The sequence below is a fragment of the Streptomyces sp. NPDC029674 genome, from assembly GCF_044903205.1.
GTDB lineage: Bacteria > Actinomycetota > Actinomycetes > Streptomycetales > Streptomycetaceae > Streptomyces.
In genome coordinates this window covers 73,877-92,666 of sequence record NZ_JBJDPY010000004.1, presented here as the reverse complement: position 1 = coordinate 92,666, position 18,790 = coordinate 73,877, and the positions used below count along the sequence as shown (strand labels likewise).

Below are 18,790 nucleotides of genomic sequence, written 5' to 3'. Positions count from 1 at the left end.
CGCGTGGGGATGAAGTGGCGGAACCGGTGGTTGCCGGCGGCACCGCTGGCGCTGGTCGTGCTGGCGGCGACCGGCTGTACGGGCACGCCGGACGACCGGCCGGAAGCGACCGGCACGCCGTCCTCGTCCGGCGCGTCGCCCTCGTCCGGCGCGCCCGCCAAGCCCGTGGCCCGCGTGTGCGCCAAGCCCGGAGCCGGCCCGTCGAAGGCGCCGGCGGGCGCGGTGACGGTCGACCCCAAGGTGGTCGGTGACCTGGCCGAGAAGACCAGGAGCAGCCCGGCGGGCACCACGTTCTGGCTCCGGCCGGGCAAGCACACGCTCGAGCCGGACCGCTACGCCCAGGTCATCGCCAAGAAGGGGAACCGCTACCTCGGCGCGCCGGGCGCGGTGCTCAACGGCAGGAAGACCAACAACTACGCGTTCAGCGGTACCGCCGACAACGTCACCATCCGCCATCTGACCGTGCAGAACTTCGTCGCGCCGCACGACGAGGGCGTGGTCAACCACGACATGGCCGACGGCTGGGTGATCGAGCACTCGAAGATCCAGTACAACTCCGGCGCGGGGCTGATGGCCGGCGCCCGCCAGCAGGTCCGCGCCAACTGTCTGCGCGGCAACGGCCAGTACGGGATGAACGCGTACAAGACCGGTGACTCCATCCGCGGCCTGGTGGTCGAGGGCAACGAGATCGTCGGCAACAACACCGGCGACTGGGAGCGGCGGAAGCCGGGCTGCGGCTGCACCGGCGGCATCAAGTTCTGGGCCGTCAACGGCGCCGAGATACGCGGCAACTGGGTGCACGACAACCGCGGGGCCGGGTTGTGGGCCGACAACAACAACAACGACTTCCGCATCGAGCGCAATCTCATCGAGGCCAACGACGGTGCCGCGCTGATGTACGAGACCAGCTACAACGCGGTCGTCCGGAACAACACGATCCGGCGGAACAACTGGGTCGAGGGCCGCAAGTACGCGGACCGCGGCGACAACTTCCCGTACGCGACCGTCTATGTGTCCGAGGCCGGCGGCGAGCCACGGGTCAAGGCCCGCACAGACAAGATCGAGATCTACCGGAACGTGCTGGAGGACAACTGGAACGGCATCACCCTGTGGGAGAACGCCGACCGGTTCTGCAACAGCCCGGCCAACACCTCCACCGGCTACTGCACGCTGCTGGTGAAGGACACCGACCGCTGCGCGAAACCGGCGATCGCCACCGCGCCGCTCTACGCCGACTGCCGGTGGAAGACCCAGCGCGTGGACATCCACGACAACCGTTTCCTCCTTGACCCGTCGGTCGTCGAGTGCGAGACGGAGTGCGGCCGGATGGCGGTGCTCGCCAACTACGGCACCTACCCCAAGTGGTCCCCGTACAAGGGGAAGCGGGTGGCCGAGGCCATCACCCACAAGCAGCGGAACCGCTGGTACGACAACGTCTACCGGGGGCCGTGGAGCTTCGTCGCGGTCGACACCGACAAGCAGCTGGACGCCGGGCAGTGGCAGGACCCGCCGTACCGGCAGGACGCGGGCAGCACCTTCGCCGCACGGGCCGGTGATTGAGATGGGCACAGAGCTGACGGACACGGCGGTCACGCGGCCCGGCGCCGGTGCCGGCGTCGAACCGCGCCCCGCCCGCACGCCGAAGGCCGTCGGGATCGTCTGGGCGCTGCTCGGTCTCAACACGCTGGGATCCGCCGGGGCGAAGACGATCGTTCCGCTGCCCCGCTCGCTCATCCAGATGGCCACCATGGGCGCGCTGGTCGCCGCGTTCGCCCTGGCGCTCGTCCTCAATTCCCGGCTGCGGATCCGGCCCAGCGCCTTCCTCTTCCTGCTCACCCTGCTGCTCGTGCCGAGCGTGATCGCCAGCGCGGACCTGGAGGTCGGGCTCGGCGCGCTGTTCCGCTGCGGCCGCCTCGCGCTCTTCGTCGGCACGCTGTGGCTGCTCAGCCGGTGGTGGGACGGCAGCGTGACGTTCGTCCGGCACCACATCCGGATGTACTTCGTGGCGCTCGGGTCGGCGGCCGCGGGCCTGCTGATCTCGCCGGGCGCGGCCATGCCCGAGACCTACGGCGGGCGCCTCGTCGGTGCGTTGTGGCCGCTCACCCCGCCGCAGATCGGCCAGTACGCCGCGGTCATCATCGGGCTCACGGTGCTGCTCCTGCTGGGCCGCAGGACCACCAAGGGCAGCGCGGTGATGGTGATCGTGCCGTCACTGGTCCTGCTCGCGCTGACCCACACCCGCACCGCGACGGTCGGCCTGCTCGTCGCGCTCACGCTGGCGATCGGTTCGCTCGTCCTGACCAGTGCCGCAGCCCGCCGGTTCTTCGTCTGGGCGGTGCTGGTGTCCACGGTGGCCGCGGTGGGGTTCGCCTCCGCGCTCCAGGCGTGGTTCCTGCGCGGGCAGAGCAAGGAGTACTTCACCAGCCTCACCGGCCGGGCCAAGGTCTGGGACGCCCTCCTGTCGGCGCCCCGGACGGCCGGGGAGCAGGTGTTCGGCATGGGCCTCGGCGACAAGTCGTTCGGAGGGCTGCCGATAGACAACAGCTGGCTGGCCGTCTACAACGAGCAGGGTCTGATCGGCGTCTCCCTCGTGGCGTCCGTCATCGTGGTCCTCGCCGGTGTCGCGCTGCTGCGGCCGCCGTCGCTCTCGAGGGCCTGCGCGATCTTCCTGATCAGCTACGTCGCGATCTCGTCGTACACCGAGGCCGGCCTCGGGGACGCCTCGCCGTATCTGCTGCACCTGGCCCTGGCCGCCTCACTGCTCGCGGCACCCGCCGCGGCCGCGCCTCTCGCGACGGCCGCGGTCCCCCGACGACGTATCCCGCGATGGGCCCGGAGATGACCTTGAACATGCGCGACACGCACGACATGCACGACATGCACGTCTTAGTGGTGCACAACCGCTACTCCTCGGCGCAGCCGAGCGGCGAGAACAGGGTCGTCGACCAGGAGGTGGCGCTGCTGCGCGCGGCCGGCCACCGGGCCGAGGTGTTCGAGCGGCGCAGCGACGACATCGCCGGCCGGTCCCTCCTCGGCAAGGCCGCGGTGCCGCTCCTGGTGCCGTGGAACCCGGCGGTGCGCAGGGACCTCGCCGCCCGGCTGCGCGCCGAGCGGCCGGACGTGGTGCACGTCCACAACGTGTTCCCGCTCCTGTCGTCCGCGGTCCTCGCCGCCTGCGCCGACGCCGGCGTACCCGTGGTCGCCACGCTGCACAACTACACCCAGGTGTGCCCGCCCGGCACGCTGCACCGGGACGGCCGGCCGTGCTCCGAGTGCGTCGGGACGACGCTGTCGCTGCCCGCCGTGCGGCACGGCTGCTACCGGGACTCGCGCCTCGCGACGGTGCCGCTGGCGGTCAGCCTGGCGGTGAACCGGCGGCGGTGGTGGTCCGGCGTGGAGCGGTTCTTCTGCATCTCCGGGGCGCAGCGCGACCTCCTGGTGCGGTCCGGCATGCCGGCCGACCGGCTGGTGGTGAAGCACAATTTCGTGCCGGAGCCGGAGGTCCGCAGGGCGGGCCGCGGTGAGCACGTGCTGTATCTGGGCCGGCTCGCGGAGGCCAAGGGCATAGGGCTGCTCATGACCGCGTGGGACCGGATCGCCGCGGCGGGCGGTGTGGGCGTGCCGCTCGTGCTCGCCGGCGGGGGGCCGATGGAGCGGGAGGTGAGCGCCTGGGCGGCGGGCCGGGACGACGTGCGGTACGCCGGCCTGTGGGAGCCGGCGGAGTGCCGGCGGGCCGTCGCGCGGTCGGTCGCCGTGGTGGCTCCGTCCATGGCACGCGAGACGTTCGGGCTGGTGGTCGCGGAGGCGATGGCGGCAGAGGTGCCGGCCGTCGCCGCCCGTCATGGCGCCTTCGTCGAACTCGTCGAGGACGGGGTGAGCGGGCTGCTGCACACGCCGGGCGATCCCGCGTCGCTCGCGGCGTGCATACGCCGGATCGCGGCCGGACCGGACCGCAACCAGGAGATGGGCCAGGCAGCCCGGCGCCGCTACGAGCAGGGTTTCAGCCCGGCCGTCGGCCTGGAGCGCCTGGTGGAGGGGTACCGCACCGCGATCGCGGGTCGGACGGAATCAATGGGGGGCAGTAAATGACAGGATGCCGACTCTGCGGGTCGGAAGCGATGGCGAGCGTCGTCGACCTCGGTGCGACGCCACCGTGTGAGAGCTTCCTCGCCGCGGACCGACTGGACGAGCCGGAGCCGGCGTACCCGCTGCATCTGCGGGTCTGCACCGACTGCTGGCTGGCGCAGATACCGCCGCTGATCACGCCGGAGGAGACGTTCAAGGAGTACGCCTACTTCTCGTCCTTCTCGACCTCCTGGGTGGAGCACGCGCGCACGTTCGTCGCCGACGCCGTGCGGCGCGTGGGACTCGACGCCAAGAGTTCCGACGCCTTCGTGGTCGAGGTGGCGAGCAACGACGGGTACCTGCTGAAGCACGTGGTGGACCGGGGGATCCGCTGCCTCGGCATCGAGCCTTCGGTGAACGTCGGCGCCGCGGCGCGGGACGCGGGTGTGCCCACGCTCACCGAGTTCCTGTCCCCGGAGACAGGTGCGGCCGTCCGCGCCGAGAACGGCCCGGCGGATCTGGTCGTGGCCAACAACGTGTACGCGCACATCCCCGACGTGGTCGGCTTCACGCAGGGCCTGCGCGCTCTGGTCGCCGACGACGGCTGGGTCTCCATCGAGGTGCAGCACCTGCTGACCCTGATCGAGGAGAACCAGTACGACACGATCTACCACGAGCACTTCCAGTACTACACGGTCGCCTCCGCGATCCGGGCGCTCGCGAGCGGTGGACTCGCGCTCGTCGACGTCGAGTTGCTGCCCACGCACGGCGGCTCCATCCGGCTGTGGGCCCGCCCGGCCGAGGTGGCCGGTGAGCCCTCGCGGCGGGTGGCCGACGTGCTGGCCCGCGAGAAGGCGGCCGGGCTCCAGGAGCTGTCCGGGTACACCGAGTTCTCCGCCCGCGTGGCGAAGGTGCGGCGGGACCTGCTGCGCTTCCTCATCGAGGCGGCCGAGCGCGGCGAGACGGTCGTCGGGTACGGCGCCCCGGGCAAGGGCAACACCCTGCTCAACCACTGCGGCATCCGGCCCGACCTGCTCGCGTACACGGTCGACCGCAACCCCTACAAGCACGGCAGGTTCACCCCGGGCACCCGCATCCCGATCCTGCCCCCCGAACAGATAGCCGCCGACAAACCGGACTACGTGCTCGTCCTCCCGTGGAACCTGCGGGCCGAACTGTCCGAGCAGCTGTCCTTCGTGCACGACTGGGGCGGCCGGCTCGTCTTCCCCATCCCGGAACTGAGCATCGTCGAGGTGACGTCATGAAGGTCGTACTGTTCTGCGGCGGTTACGGGATGCGGATGCGCAACGGAACCGCCGACGACGTGCCCAAGCCGATGGCGATGGTCGGCCCGCGCCCGCTGATCTGGCATGTCATGCGCTACTACGCGCACTTCGGGCACACCGAGTTCATCCTGTGCCTCGGCTACGGCGCCCACCACATCAAGGACTTCTTCCTCAACTACGAGGAGACGACGTCCAACGACTTCGTGCTGCGCGGCGGGCGGACCGAACTCCTCTCCACCGACATTTCGGACTGGACGATCACGTTCACGCAGACCGGCATCGAGTCGCCGATCGGAGAGCGGCTGCGCCGGGTCCGGCACCACCTGGACGGTGACGAGATGTTCCTCGCCAACTACGCCGACGTGCTCACCGACGCCCCGCTGCCGCAGATGATCGACCGGTTCGCGCGGCGCGACGCCGGCGCGTCGATGATGGTGGTGCCGCCGCAGTCCTCGTTCCACTGCGTGGAGCTGGGCGAGGACGGCCTGGTCGGAGGCATCACCCCGGTCAGCGAACTGCCCATGTGGGAGAACGGCGGGTACTTCGTGCTCCGCCAGGAAGTCTTCGACCACATACCGGAGAACGGTGACCTGGTCGCCGACGGATGCGCCCAACTGGCCAAGCAGGGGCGGCTCGTGGCCCACCAGCACCGCGGCTTCTGGAAGCCGACCGACACCGTGAAGGAGCGGGCCGCGCTCGACGAGGCCTACGCCCGGGGCGACCGGCCGTGGGCCGTGTGGGAGCGGGACGGCGCGGGAGCGGGGGCGTGATCGGGCTCCGCGCCGGGCGCCTCGGCCGGGTCGTCGCGGTGGGCGCGCACTGCGACGACATCGCCATCGGCGCCGGCGGCACACTCCTGACACTGTGCCTCGCGCACCCCGGTATCCGCATCGACGCACTGGTGCTCTCCGGCGGCGGCAGCGAGCGGGAGCAGGAGGAGCGGGCCGCGCTCGCCGCCTTCTGCCCGGGCGCCGACCTGCGCCTCACCGTGCTCAAACTGCCGGACGGCCGGCTGCCCGTGCACTGGGAGGAGGCCAAGGCCGCCGTCGAGGAGCTGCGGGGCCAGACCGAGCCGGACCTGATCCTGGCCCCGCGCACCGACGACGCGCACCAGGACCACCGCGGCCTGGCACAGTTGGTACCCACCGCGTTCCGCGACCATCTCGTGCTCGGCTACGAGATCGTCAAGTGGGACGGCGACCTCGGCCGGATGGCGGCGTACCAGCCGCTGACGCCGGAGACCGCCGAACAGAAGGTCCGGCTGTTGCAGGAGCACTATCCCTCGCAGCGGCACCGGCCCTGGTACGACCGTGAGGCCTTCCTCGGCCTCGCACGGATCCGCGGCATCGAATGCCACGCGCGTTACGCCGAGGCGTTCGCCGTCACCAAGCTCACGCTCGACCTGAGCACTCTCAACCTGGGGGAATGAACCTTGCGCGTACTGCTCACCGGACACCAGGGCTACCTGGGCACCGTGATGGCCCCGGTCCTCACGGCCGCCGGACACGAGGTCGTCGGTCTCGACGCCGGCCTGTTCGCCGACTGCGTCCTCGGCCCACCGCCCGCGGACGTGTCGGGGCATCAGGTGGACCTGCGTGACGTCACCGCCGAGCACGTGGCCGGGGTGGACGCGGTGATCCACCTGGCCGCGCTCTCCAACGACCCGCTGGGATCGCTGGCTCCGGACCTCACCTACGACATCAACCACCACGCGTCCGTACGCCTCGCCCGGCTCGCCCGCGACGCCGGGGTGCGGCGCTTCCTGTACGCGTCGACCTGCTCCGTCTACGGCGCCGCCGGCGGTGGCGACCTCGTCGCCGAGGACGCCCCGCTCCGCCCGGTGACGCCGTACGCGGAGTCCAAGGTGCGGGTGGAGGACGACCTGCACGCGCTGGCCGACGGCGACTTCAGCCCGGTGTACATGCGCAACGCCACCGCTTTCGGCTTCTCCCCCAGGCTGCGCGCCGACATCGTGCTGAACAACCTGGTGGGTCACGCGCTGCTGTCCGGCGAGGTGCTCGTGATGTCCGACGGCACCCCCTGGCGCCCGCTGGTGCACGCCGCCGACATCGCGCGGGCCTTCGCGGCCGCGCTGACCGCGCCGCGGGAGGCGGTGCACGACCGGGCGTTCAACATCGGCAGTGAGGTCAACAACGTCACGGTCGCGGAGATCGCCGGGCAGGTCGCCGAGGCGGTGGCCGGCTCGAAGGTGGTCATCACCGGGGAGACCGGCGCCGATCCGCGCTCGTACCGGGTGGACTTCTCCCGGTTCCGCGCCGCGGTGCCCGGCTTCGACTGCGAGTGGACGGTGAAGCGCGGCGCGCTCGAACTCGCGGACGCCTACCGGAAGTTCGGCCTGACCCGGGAGGACTTCGAGGGACGCTTCACCCGTCTTGCCGTGCTCCGGGCGGCGTCCGAGGCCGGCGCCGTCGACGACACCCTGCGGTGGCGCCGATGACGACGGCCGGCGAGCAGATGTACGCGCTGGTGGAGCGGATGTACCCGCTGTGCCGGAGCATCACCGGGGACGGTGTGCGCGCCACCCTGGAGATCGTCGACGAGTACGTGCCGTTGCAGGTGCACGAGGTGCCGACCGGGACGCAGGTCCTCGACTGGACGGTGCCGCAGGAGTGGAACATCCGGGACGCGTACATCGCCGACACGGCGGGCAACCGGATCGTCGACTTCGCCGCGTCCAGCCTGCACGTGCTCGGCTACAGCGTGCCGGTGGCGGCGACCATGCCGCTGGCCGAGCTGCGCGGACATCTGCACACCCTGCCGGACCAGCCGGACCTGGTGCCGTACCGCACCAGTTACTACAAGCCGGAGTGGGGTTTCTGCCTGGCCCAGGAGACCCTGGACGCGATGCCGGACGGTGAGTACGAGGTCCGGATCGACTCCACACTCGCCGACGGCCACCTCACCTACGCCGAGCACGTGGTTCCCGGGCGGGTCACCGACGAGGTGATCGTCTCCTGCCACGTCTGCCACCCGTCGCTGGCCAACGACAACCTGGCGGGCATCGCGGTGGCGACGTTCCTGGCCCGGGCCCTGGCGGAGGAAACCCCGTACTACACCTACCGGTTCATCTTCGCGCCCGGCACCATCGGGGCGATCACCTGGCTGGCCCGCAACGCCGAGCGGATCGATCAGGTCAAGCACGGCCTGGTGCTGGCCTGCGCCGGTGACCCGGGGCAGCTCACGTACAAGCGGAGCAGGCGCGGCGACGCGGAGATCGACCGGGTCCTGCGGCACGTCCTCTCTACCTCCGAACGGCCGCACCAGATAAAGGAGTTCACGCCGTACGGCTACGACGAGCGGCAGTTCTGTTCGCCCGGGTTCGACCTCGGCGTGGGCTCGCTCACCCGGACCCCGTACGCCGGCTATCCCGAGTACCACACCTCGGGGGACAACCTGGACTTCGTCTCCCCGGAGGCGATGGCGGACACGCTCGCCGTCTGCCGCGAGGCGTCCGCCGTCCTCGACCGCAACCGCCGCTACCTCAACCTCAGCCCCTACGGCGAACCACAGCTGGGCCGGCGCGGACTGTACGACGCGCTCGGCGGCCGCAGCGACACCAAGCAGGCCCAGATGGCCATGCTGTGGGTGCTCAACCTCTCCGACGGCGGGCACAGTCTGCTGGACGTCGCCGAGCGGTCCGGGCTGCCGTTCGACACCGTCGCCACCGCCGCCGACGCCCTGCACGGCGCCGGGCTGATCAAGGCGTGACACCGATGACCGCCGAGGAGGAGGGCTCGAAGACGACGGCGCCGGCACCGGCAGGCTCCGCCCGGCGGGCCCTCGCCGGGCGGCTGTCCTGGGGCCTCGCCGACCAGGCGGCCTCCAGCATGAGCAACTTCGTGGTGGGGGTGTACGTGGCCCGCTCGCTGGGCGTGACCGCGTTCGGCGTGTTCAGCCTGGCCTGGGTGACCTACGGCGTGGTCCTCAACGTCTCCCGCGGCCTGGCCACCGACCCGCTCGTGGTGCGCTTCAGCGGCGTGCCGGACGCGTCCTGGCGCGGGGCCGCGGCCCGGGCCTCGGGCGCCGCGCTCGGCGTCGGTGCCATCCTCGGCGCGGTGGCCCTGGCGGCCGGCCTCGCTGCCGGCGGCCGCGTGGGGACCGCGTTCGCCTGCCTCGGCGTCGTGCTGCCGGGGCTGCTGCTGCAGGACGCGTGGCGGTTCGCGTTCTTCGCCGCCGGCGCCGGACGGAAGGCGTTCGTCAACGACGTCGTGTGGGGCGTCGCGCTCATCCCTGCCATGGTCCTCGCTGCCCGCGCGGGCAGCGTCGCCGCGTTCGTCCTCGCCTGGGGCGGGTCCGCCGCGGTGGCCGCGGTCTACGGCTGCTTCCAGTCCGGCATCCGGCCCCGGACGACCCGGGCGCGCGAGTGGATCCGCGAGCACCGCGACCTCGGCTACCGGTACCTGGTCGAGAACGTCAGCAACAGCGGCGCGAGCCAGCTGCGGGCGTACGGGCTCGGCGCGATCGTCGGGGTCGGCGCGGTGGGCGTGGTCCGGGGCGCCGAGCTGCTGCTCGGCCCGTTCCTCGCCGTCCTGATGGGGCTGTCCCTGGTCACCGTCGCCGAGGCGGCCCGGGTGCTGCGGCGGGCCCCGCACCGCCTCGGCGCGTTCTGCTTCGCGCTGGGCGGCGGGCAGGCCGTCGCCGCGCTGCTCTGGGGCGGGGCGCTGCTCCTCGTACCGGACCGGGGCGGTGAGCTCGTGCTCGGCGGCGTCTGGGGCGCCGCCTCGGAGCTCATCGTGCCGGTCACGCTCGGCGTCGCGGGCGCCGGCCTCGGCACCGGCGCCGCGGCCGGGCTGCGCGCGCTCGGCGCGGCCCGCCGCAGCCTGCGCGTCCAGCTGATCACCTCCGCCTGTTACGTCAGCGGCGGACTCGGCGGGGCGGCCGCGGCCGGCACGGTCGGCTCGGCCTGGGGCGTCGCCGCCGCGACCGTCACCGGCTCGGCCGTGTGGTGGCTGCAGCTGCGGTCCGCCCTGCGCGAGCACCACCAGAACACTCTCCGTGAAGTGAGGACGTCATGACCGCCCATCCCCGGCTGAGCATCGGCCTGCCCGTCTACAACGGCGAGGAGTACCTCGCCGAGTCCCTCGACGCCCTGCTCGGCCAGACCTACGAGGACTTCGAGCTGGTCATCTCCGACAACGCCTCGACCGACGGCACGCAGGACATCTGCCACAAGTACGCCGCGCAGGACTCCCGCATCCGGTACATCCGGCTGCCCCGGAACGTCGGCGCCGCGCCGAACCACAACTACGTGTTCACCGAGTGCCGCGGCGAACTGTTCAAGTGGGCGTCGCACGACGACCTGTACGCCCGCGACCTGTTGCGGCGCTGCGTGGAGGCGCTGGACGAGCGGCCGGACGTCGTCCTCGCCCACGCCGACCAGGCCGTCATCGACGGCGACGGCCGGGTGAAGGTCCCGTACGAGTACACGCTCGCCACCGCGTCGCCGCGCGCGCCCGAGCGCTTCCGCAGCATGCTGTTCGAGCCCGGCGGCGACGACTTCTACGGGGTGATGCGGGCCGACGTGCTGCGCCGGGTGAAGCCGCACGACAGCTACCACCACGCCGACCGCACCTTCGTCGCCGAGATCGGCCTGCACGGGCCCTTCCACCAGGTGCCGGAGCTGCTGTACTTCCGCCGCGACCACCCCACCCGCGCCGAGCGGGCCAACCCTTCGAAGCGGTCCCGGTGCGTCAACCTGGATCCGCGCCGGGCGGGCTCGCTGCACCCGACGCCCCGGCTGCTCGCCGAGTACGTCTGGGGCTTCGTCTCGGCGATCCAGCGGGCGCCGCTGTCCGCGGCCGACCGGCGCGCCTGCTACGGCCACCTGGCCGCCTGGATGACCAGCCGGGCCCGGCCGGGCGCCGGTGAGCGGGTCGAGGACCGCGCCCCGGTCGACCCGGCCGAGCTCACCGTCTCCGTCGACGCCCTCGTCGCCGGACGCGAAGGCCGCGAAGGGCGGCAGGCGTGACGCCGGTGCGCGTCGGGGTGTTCGGCCTGCTGGGCTCCGGCAACCTCGGCAACGACGGGTCGCTCGAAGCCGTGCTCGGCTACCTCAGCGCCGAGCACCCGGAGGCGGTCGTGGACGCCCTGTGCGGCGGCCCGGAGACCGTCGCGGCCCGGTACCGGATCCCCGCGACGCGGCTGCACTGGTACCGCGGGGAGTACCGGACCGCGTCACGGGCGGGCGCGGTCGCGGGCAAGGGCCTCGGCAAGCTCGTCGACGCCTTCCGCACCGCTGCCTGGGTGCGCCGGCACGACGTGGTGATCGTGCCGGGCATGGGTGTGCTCGAGGCCACGCTGCCGCTGCGGCCGTGGGGCTTCCCGTACTCGCTGTTCCTGCTCTGCGCGAGCGGCCGGCTGCTCGGCACCCGGGTCGCGCTGGTCGGCGTCGGCGCGGACACGATCAGCGACCGGCCGACCCGCGCCCTGGTGCGCTGGTCGGCGCGGCTCGCCACGTACCGCTCGTACCGCGACACGCTGTCCCGTGACGCGATGCGGGCGATGGGCGTGGACACCGCGCACGACGAGGTCTATCCGGACCTCGCCTTCGCCCTGCCGACGCCACCCGCGGGCGCGCCGTCGGGCACGGTCTGCGTCGGCGTCATGGCCTTCCACGGCGGCAACGACGACCGCGACCGCGCCGACGAGATCTACCGGAACTACCTCGAAGGGACGACCCGGTTCGTCCGCGCGCTGGTCGAGGACGGCAGGCCGGTCCGGCTGCTCACCGGCGATGACTGCGACACACCCGTGGTCGACGCGATCCTCGACGCGGTGGACTCACCGCTGGTCACCGCCGCCAATGCGGCCTCGCTCGCCGACCTGATGAAGGAGACGGCGGCAGCCGACACCGTCGTGGCGACCCGCTACCACAACCTGGTCTGCGCGCTGAAGGCCGGCACACCGACGCTCGCGCTCAGCTACGCGGCGAAGAGCGACGCGCTCATGGCCCGGATGGGCCTGGACGCGTACCGCCACCCGGCCCGCGAGGTCGACGCCGACCAACTGCTCGTACAGTTCCGGGCGTTGGAGACGCAGTCGACGGAACTGCGGCGCACCCTCACCGAGCGGAACCGGGCCGCCACCCGGCAACTCCGTGAGCAGTTCGACAAGTTGACCACGGCCCTCTTCCCGTCGACCACCCACCCTCATGCCCCCACCCACGCCCACGCCCTGCGGGAGAGCCGATGAAAGTGACCGAAGTCCCGGAGATCGCCGGTGCGTACCTGTTCGAGCCGACGCCGTACGCCGACGAACGCGGCTTCTTCTGCCGCACCTTCGACGCCGACGTCCTCCGCTCGGTGGGCCTCGACCCGGCCGCCTTCGTCCAGGACAGCCTGTCCCGCTCGGCCCGGGGCGTGCTGCGCGGCCTGCACCTGCGCTCCGGCGCGGGCGAGGCGAAGCTGGTGCGGTGCTCGTACGGGAAGGTCTTCGACGTCGTCGTGGACCTGCGGCCGGACTCGCCGACCTACCTGGGCCGCGCCCACTTCGAGCTGTCCGGCGAGACACAGATGACGCTGTACATACCGGCGGGGTGCGCGCACGGCTTCCAGGCGCTCACGGAGACCGCCGACACCTCGTACCGGATCGACCGCCCGCACGACCCGGCCGAGGACGTGACGATCGCCTTCGACGATCCGGAGCTCGCCATCCCGTGGCCGCTGCCGGTCGCCTCGATGTCGAAGCGGGACCAAGAGGCGCCGAGCCTCGCCGAGGTCCTGACCCGGAGAGAGAGCTGAAGCCCGCGTGACCAGCGAAGATTTCCGACTCCCCAAGTCGCGGACGGCGAACGAGCGGCTGCACGCCCTGATCCCCGGGGGCGCGCACACGTACGCCAAGGGCGACGACCAGTACCCCGAGGGCCTGGCCCCCGTCATCAGCCACGGCCACGGCGCCCACGTGTGGGACATCGACGGCAACCGCTACCTCGAGTACGGCTCCGGCCTGCGGTCGGTCAGCCTCGGCCACGCCCACCCCCGCGTGAACGAGGCGGTGCGTCGCGAACTCGACCGCGGCGGCAACTTCGTCCGGCCCTCCATCGTGGAGGTCGAGGCCGCGGAGCGCTTCCTGGCGACCGTGCCGACCGCCGAGATGGTGAAGTTCGCGAAGAACGGCTCCGACGTCACCACGGCGGCGGTACGCCTCGCCCGCGCCGTCACCGGCCGCCCGCGGGTGGCTATCTGCGGCGACCACCCCTTCTTCTCCACCGACGACTGGTTCATCGGCACCACGCCGATGTCCGCGGGCATTCCGGCGGCGACCACCGAGCTCACCGTGGCGTTCCCGTACGGGGACCTGGCCGCCACGGAGGAGCTGCTCACCCGGTACCAGGACGAGGTCGCCTGCCTGATCCTCGAACCCGCCGGTCACACCGAGCCCCCGCCGGGCTACCTGGCGGGGCTGCGCGAACTGGCCGACCGGCACGGCTGCGTACTGGTCTTCGACGAGATGATCACCGGCTTGCGCTGGTCGGAGGCGGGCGCCCAGGGCCTGTACGGCGTCGTCCCCGACCTCTCCACCTTCGGCAAGGCGCTGGGCAACGGATTCGCCGTCTCCGCGCTGGCCGGGCGCCGCGAGCTGATGGAGCGGGGCGGGCTTCGCCACTCCGGCGACCGGGTGTTCCTGCTGTCCACCACGCACGGTGCGGAGACCCACTCCCTCGCCGCCGCGATGGCCGTGCAGACCACCTACGCCGAAGAGGGCGTCACCGCGCAACTGCACGCTCTGGGCGATCGGTTGGCCGCCGGTGTCCGCGCCGTCGCGGCCGACACGGGCGTCGGCGACCACGTCGTCGTCCGGGGCCGGGCCAGCAACCTGGTCTTCGCCACCCTCGACGAGGACCGGCAGCCGTCGCAGGAGTACCGCACCCTGTTCCTGCGCCAACTCCTCGCGGGCGGCGTGCTCGCCCCGTCGTTCGTGGTGAGCAGCGCGCTCGACGACGCGGACATCGATCACACCGTGGAGGTGGTGGCCCAGGCGTGTGCGGTGTACCGGAAGGCGCTGGATGCGGCTGATCCCACGCCGTGGTTGGGCGGGCGGCCGGTGAAGCCGGTGTTCCGCCGCTCGGCGTGACGTAACGTCAGCGACGTTTGTCCTCAAGGCTGTCGGCCACCCGATCGACCAGCCACGCACTTGCTGGGACCACCGCCAGCGCGGTGCACCAGCCGCCGAGGACGTCGGTCGGGTAGTGCGCGCTCAGGGCGACCTGCGCCCAGCCCATGGCGGCGCCGGCGGCCAGCGCCGCGGCGAGCACGAGCAACGTAGCGGCCACCCGGCCGAGGCCGAGCCGGCCGGCCGCGAGCAGCGCCACCGCGAGGGCGAGCGCGGTCAGGAAGGCGGTGTGCCCGCTCGGGTAGGACAGGTTGCCTTCGCCGTGGATGGTGCGTCCCACCAGGGGCTTGAGCAGCATCGTCGCCGCCACGGCGACGGCGCCGCCGACCACGACGAGCACCGCCGCGCGAAGCCACCGGAGCAGCAGACAGCCGGCCACGATGGCGACGGCCAGCGCCGCCGCTCCGGCGGGCTCCCCCAGAAAGTCCGTGGCCAGAGCGGCGCGCCGCCACGGCTGCCCCACGCTGTCCGCCGTCGGCTCGACGAACCACCTGTCGACCCTGCCGGGCTCACTGTGCCCGGCGTACAGCACCCCGAGCGCGAGGACCCCCAGCGCGGCGAGGACCGAGACCACTCCGAGCCACGCGCGCAGCGCTGACGGCAGCACGGGCCCGTCGAACGCCGACCACCGCACAAGAGGAGGGGGTGCTTCTTCATCCGACCGCTGGGCAGCCATGAACCAGCGCCCTCCCGTTTCGTCCGCTTCGGCCGCGCACCATGTCGGCACCGTCTACGCGTCACCCTACGGCGGTGAAGGCGCCCTGCGCCTCCACCGCCTTGCCGCTGTTGCGGATCATCAGCCGGTCTCAGCCGGTCACTCAGGTGTACTCAGGTGTGGGTCCAGCGTTGGTTGCTTCCGCCGGAGCACGAGTAGAGCTGGATCGAGGTGCCGTTGGCGGTGCCGCCCCCGACGACATCGAGGCAGCGGCCGGACTGGACACCGACGATGGTTCCGTCGGAGGTGAGGCGCCATTTCTGGTTGTCGCCGCCCCAACAGCTGTAGATCTGGACCCTGGTGCCGTTGCCGGTGCCGGCGGCGTCCAGGCATTTGTTGCCGTAGACCCTGAGTTCACCCGCGGCGGTGTGGGTCCACTGCTGGTTGGTACTGGTGTGGCAGTCCCACAGCTGGAGCTGGGTGCCGTCGGCGGTGCCGGCGTTGGGCACATCCAGGCAGCGGCCGGAAGCGACGCCCTTGATCTGCCCGGAATCCGGAGGGGGCGTCGTGGAGCCGCCGTTGAGTGCGTTGAGGACGGCGGTGTAGGCGGGCTTCTTGCTGCCATCGGAGTTGAAGAGCAGCGGGGTGTGCTCCGGTCGCCAGGAGTCGCTGTCGCGCACGCCCCAGACGGTGATGCCGAGGCAGCGCGAGACGGCCAGGCAGTCGTTGGTCACGGCGGCGTAGGTCGTGGGCGAGGCGCCCTGGATGTCGAGTTCGGTGACGGCCACGTCGACGCCGAGGGCGGCGAAGTTCTGCAGCGTGGTGCGGAAGTTGCTGTCGTACGGGCTGCCGCTGTTGAAGTGCGCCTGGAAGCCGACGCAGTCGATCGGCACGCCGCGCTGCTTGAAGTCCTTGACCATGTTGTACATGGCCTGGGTCTTGGCCCAGTTCCAGTTCTCGACGTTGTAGTCGTTGTAGCAGAGCTTGGCGGCCGGGTCGGCGGCGCGGGCGGTGCGGAAGGCGACCTCGATCCAGTCGTTGCCGGTGCGCTGGAGGTTGGAGTCGCGGCGGGCTCCCGAACTGCCGTCGGCGAAGGCCTCGTTTACGACGTCCCACTGGGCGATCTTGCCCTTGTAGTGGCCCATCACGCCGTTGATGTGGTTGATCATCGCCTGGCGCAGATCGCCGCCGCTGAGGCTCTGCATCCAGCCGGGCTGCTGGGAGTGCCAGGCCAGGGTGTGACCGCGCACCTGCTTGCCGTTCTGCACCGCCCAGTTGTAGACGCGGTCACCGGCGGCGAAGTCGAACCGGCCCCTCTGCGGTTCGGTGGCGTCTATCTTCATCTCGTTCTCGGCCGTCACCGAGTTGAACTCACGGTTCGCGATCGACGTGTACGCCGAGTCGCCCAGCCGACCCGAGGCGATGGCGGTGCCGAAGTAGCGGCCGCTCTGCGCCGCAGCGGCGCCGAGCGTGCTTTCGGCGGCGTGTGCGGACGACGGCGCGACCAGTGTGGCGGCCGCGGCGAGGACACCGACGACCAGCGCCGGCAGCATCCCGCGGACCTTTCGACGGATATCAGGTCTGGGGAGGACATATAAGCCCATGACGGTGCCTCCAAGGCAGAAATCAGAAATCACGGCAGGACTGAACGGAAGGACTGCAGCGCGGAACCCGAGCAAGGGTCAGCACAGTTCGACATCTCGAACCTCAGCCGGTTCCTCAGACAGGGATGATTGAGGCATTGACGGTGGATCGTCAATACGTCCCGCCGATAAGTTTTCGCTCCTCGCCCGAAACTTTCCGGAAGTCCGGCGAACCGGACAGATCCTAGCCTCGGGCTTCCTTCAGCAGATCCGCCGCGTGTGTGGTCCGCCGGTACAACACGTAGCGCCCGTCCCTGACCTTGGTGACGAGGCGTGCGCGGTGCAGTGCGCCGAGGTGGTAGGAGACGGTGCCCGGAGCGCATCCGATCCGGGCGGCGAGTTCCGCTGTGGAGCGGGCGGTTCCGAGGTCCGCAAGCAAGGCCGCTCGGGCGTTGCCGACCACTTGCGCGATCCTTCCGGACCGTCGGTCCCGACCGGCTCCGATCCGCCGGGCGGGGTAGTAGAGGACGAACTGCCCGGGAGTGTCGACCTGGACGATGACGTCGGGCCGGTTGAGCACGCCGGGGACGAGGACCAGATCCCGTCCCGTGACATCGATTTCGCCGTTCCACGATGTGGCGAGGGTGACCGCGTCGCCTGCCCAGGCCAGGTCGGGGTGGAGTGCTCCGAGCGCCCGGCCGAAGCCATGGGCGGCGATGGCCGTCGCACGGTGGGCGATGTCCTGGTCGATGACCGAGCGCAGTTCGGGCCAGCCATCGGAGAGGGTGTCCCGCCAGAACCGGGCGAGTCCGTTGGCGAGATGTCGCTGCAGCCGCCCCGACTCGGCGATCCGGCGGGTCGTATCCCGCAGCGGCCTGTTCCAGTGGGTCCGGGTGTAGGTGAAGACCTGGGTCTCGAGGTCGTCCTGCGCCGCGGCCTCGATCCGCGCGATCTGCTCGTCGAGCAGGTCACGACGGTGCGCGTCCGCCCCTGGCTGAGGGGTGAGCAGGTCGGGCGTGTAGGTGTCGCCGTTCTGCGGCAACAGGTCCGCGAGCAGGGCGACATCCGGATGGGAGAGTGCCGCGCGGGCGAGCGGTCCGGGGTCTCCGAACACCGGGTGCCGCCCCGACGCCGCGGTGAGTCTCAGCCACGCCATGGACTCCGCCGCGGGGGAAGGGGCCAACCGCGTTCTGGACACTGTTTCGGCGTCTACACGCAGGGTGAGCACCGCGCCGACGGTAGCAGTCGTCACGATGGATTTGAACCGGCTCGAATGCTTTCCGGGGCGAGGTCCGCGTGTGGTTCCGTCGTGTTGCCGGACAACGGCAGCAACGTTCACGGCCCGACCCGAGGCAGCCCTGAGGTGGCTGCCTCCGCGCGGCGGTGAGGTTGCGCACCCGTCACTCGAAGAGGCTGGGAGTGGTAGTCATGGTGAGACTGAAGGGCACATCGAAGGTGAACAGCCGCACGAGGAAGGTGGGCGCGGCCGTGACCGCGGCCGCGTCGGTCGCCGCGGGGATGGCTTTCGCGACGGCACCCGCCACCGCCACTGCCGCCACCGACACTGGCGCCACCGACACTGCCGCCGTCGCCGAGTACCCCGTCAGCCACTTCCGGATCGAGTCCGGGGCGAGCTACTACAGGGGCACGGTCACCTGGTACAACCGGTCGGCCGACGTCAACGGAACGGCCAACGCCAGCGGATGCCGGCGGTACTACGGGCGGGCGTTCGCAGGCAGCACCTCACTGGACTTCAAGAGCAGCAGCACCTGGTGCAACCGATCCGGAAACGTGCGCTTGCCCCTCAACGCGAACGTCGTCGGCGGGGCCGACAGGGTCTGGGTCTACATGACCGACGAAAACCAGAACCTCATCAAGGGGCAGACCTGCTACCGCGGTTACACCTCCTGCTACGACGGCCTGCGCTGAAGCGTGCCGCTTGCGGCCGTGTCGACCGGTTGGGGGGGGGGGGGGGGGGCGGGCGGGGGGGGGGCCCCCCCCCCCGGGACGGAAAGAGGCCAAGAGACAAGCCAACAGGTGCCCCCCCCCCGCCGCGGGGGGGGGACAGG

At 71.4% G+C, this 18,790-nt stretch carries 17 protein-coding genes; 14 read left to right on the top strand and 3 right to left on the bottom strand.

The features are described from left to right. Nucleotides 1-9 precede the first annotated feature (9 nt). Genes ACI2L3_RS10890 through ACI2L3_RS10830 form a run of 13 tightly spaced genes read left to right on the top strand, consistent with a single transcriptional unit; the run spans nucleotide 10 to nucleotide 14,444 of the window. Nucleotides 10-1,560 (top strand): right-handed parallel beta-helix repeat-containing protein, encoded by a 1,551-nt coding sequence (locus tag ACI2L3_RS10890; protein ID WP_404752018.1) that lies wholly within the window; start codon nucleotides 10-12, stop codon nucleotides 1,558-1,560. A gap of 1 nt (nucleotide 1,561) precedes the next feature. Then, a complete protein-coding gene (locus ACI2L3_RS10885; protein WP_404752017.1) occupies nucleotides 1,562-2,842 on the top strand; it encodes an O-antigen ligase domain-containing protein in 1,281 nt (426 codons plus the stop codon). 35 nt (nucleotides 2,843-2,877) lie between these two features. Continuing rightward, nucleotides 2,878-4,089, top strand: coding sequence for a glycosyltransferase (locus ACI2L3_RS10880; protein WP_404752490.1), 1,212 nt, complete (start codon nucleotides 2,878-2,880; stop codon nucleotides 4,087-4,089). Beyond that, nucleotides 4,086-5,330 carry a class I SAM-dependent methyltransferase gene (locus ACI2L3_RS10875; RefSeq protein ID WP_404752016.1) on the top strand — a complete coding sequence of 415 codons (1,245 nt, stop codon included), beginning with the start codon at nucleotides 4,086-4,088 and terminating at the stop codon, nucleotides 5,328-5,330. Before ACI2L3_RS10880 ends, ACI2L3_RS10875 begins: the two co-directional genes overlap by 4 nt. Next, nucleotides 5,327-6,121 carry a sugar phosphate nucleotidyltransferase gene (locus tag ACI2L3_RS10870; protein ID WP_404752015.1) on the top strand — a complete coding sequence of 265 codons (795 nt, stop codon included), beginning with the start codon at nucleotides 5,327-5,329 and terminating at the stop codon, nucleotides 6,119-6,121. Before ACI2L3_RS10875 ends, ACI2L3_RS10870 begins: the two co-directional genes overlap by 4 nt. Further along, a complete protein-coding gene (locus ACI2L3_RS10865; RefSeq protein WP_404752014.1) occupies nucleotides 6,118-6,780 on the top strand; it encodes a PIG-L deacetylase family protein in 663 nt (220 codons plus the stop codon). The genes ACI2L3_RS10870 and ACI2L3_RS10865 overlap by 4 nt, the downstream gene beginning before the upstream one ends. 3 nt (nucleotides 6,781-6,783) lie before the next feature. Further along, a complete protein-coding gene (locus ACI2L3_RS10860) occupies nucleotides 6,784-7,809 on the top strand; it encodes an NAD-dependent epimerase/dehydratase family protein (RefSeq protein ID WP_404752013.1) in 1,026 nt (341 codons plus the stop codon). Then, on the top strand, nucleotides 7,797-9,080 hold the full coding sequence (locus ACI2L3_RS10855; protein WP_404752012.1) for a DUF4910 domain-containing protein: 1,284 nt from the start codon (nucleotides 7,797-7,799) through the stop codon (nucleotides 9,078-9,080). The genes ACI2L3_RS10860 and ACI2L3_RS10855 overlap by 13 nt, the downstream gene beginning before the upstream one ends. A 5-nt stretch (nucleotides 9,081-9,085) precedes the next feature. Next, nucleotides 9,086-10,387: a hypothetical protein gene (locus ACI2L3_RS10850; protein WP_404752011.1), complete on the top strand. Its 1,302-nt coding sequence runs from the start codon at nucleotides 9,086-9,088 to the stop codon at nucleotides 10,385-10,387. Further along, a complete protein-coding gene (locus ACI2L3_RS10845) occupies nucleotides 10,384-11,340 on the top strand; it encodes a glycosyltransferase family 2 protein (RefSeq protein ID WP_404752010.1) in 957 nt (318 codons plus the stop codon). The genes ACI2L3_RS10850 and ACI2L3_RS10845 overlap by 4 nt, the downstream gene beginning before the upstream one ends. Continuing rightward, entirely contained in the window at nucleotides 11,337-12,563 is a 1,227-nt protein-coding gene (locus ACI2L3_RS10840) for a polysaccharide pyruvyl transferase family protein (protein WP_404752009.1), read from the top strand. Before ACI2L3_RS10845 ends, ACI2L3_RS10840 begins: the two co-directional genes overlap by 4 nt. Further along, complete coding sequence (gene rfbC / locus ACI2L3_RS10835; protein ID WP_404752008.1) at nucleotides 12,560-13,111, top strand: dTDP-4-dehydrorhamnose 3,5-epimerase; 552 nt, start codon at nucleotides 12,560-12,562, stop codon at nucleotides 13,109-13,111. The genes ACI2L3_RS10840 and rfbC overlap by 4 nt, the downstream gene beginning before the upstream one ends. A gap of 7 nt (nucleotides 13,112-13,118) precedes the next feature. After that, a complete protein-coding gene (locus tag ACI2L3_RS10830; protein ID WP_404752007.1) occupies nucleotides 13,119-14,444 on the top strand; it encodes a glutamate-1-semialdehyde 2,1-aminomutase in 1,326 nt (441 codons plus the stop codon). Nucleotides 14,445-14,451: 7 nt separating this feature from the next. Here ACI2L3_RS10830 and ACI2L3_RS10825 read toward each other — a convergent pair whose 3' ends face one another. The 3 genes from ACI2L3_RS10825 to ACI2L3_RS10815 all read right to left on the bottom strand — a co-directional run bounded on the left by ACI2L3_RS10825 (nucleotide 14,452) and on the right by ACI2L3_RS10815 (nucleotide 17,877). Then, nucleotides 14,452-15,159, bottom strand: a complete 708-nt coding sequence (locus tag ACI2L3_RS10825; RefSeq protein ID WP_404752006.1) for a phosphatase PAP2 family protein — start codon at nucleotides 15,157-15,159, stop codon at nucleotides 14,452-14,454. Nucleotides 15,160-15,311: 152 nt separating this feature from the next. Then, the gene (locus ACI2L3_RS10820; protein ID WP_404752005.1) at nucleotides 15,312-16,742 is read right to left on the bottom strand and encodes an endo-1,4-beta-xylanase; all 1,431 of its coding nucleotides are present in this window, start codon (nucleotides 16,740-16,742) and stop codon (nucleotides 15,312-15,314) included. 223 nt (nucleotides 16,743-16,965) lie between these two features. Further along, on the bottom strand, nucleotides 16,966-17,877 hold the full coding sequence (locus tag ACI2L3_RS10815; RefSeq protein ID WP_404752004.1) for a winged helix-turn-helix domain-containing protein: 912 nt from the start codon (nucleotides 17,875-17,877) through the stop codon (nucleotides 16,966-16,968). Between the two features lie 272 nt (nucleotides 17,878-18,149). Here ACI2L3_RS10815 and ACI2L3_RS10810 point away from each other — a divergent pair, with 272 nt between their 5' ends. Further along, complete coding sequence (locus ACI2L3_RS10810; protein WP_404752003.1) at nucleotides 18,150-18,650, top strand: hypothetical protein; 501 nt, start codon at nucleotides 18,150-18,152, stop codon at nucleotides 18,648-18,650. Nucleotides 18,651-18,790: the final 140 nt, after the last annotated feature.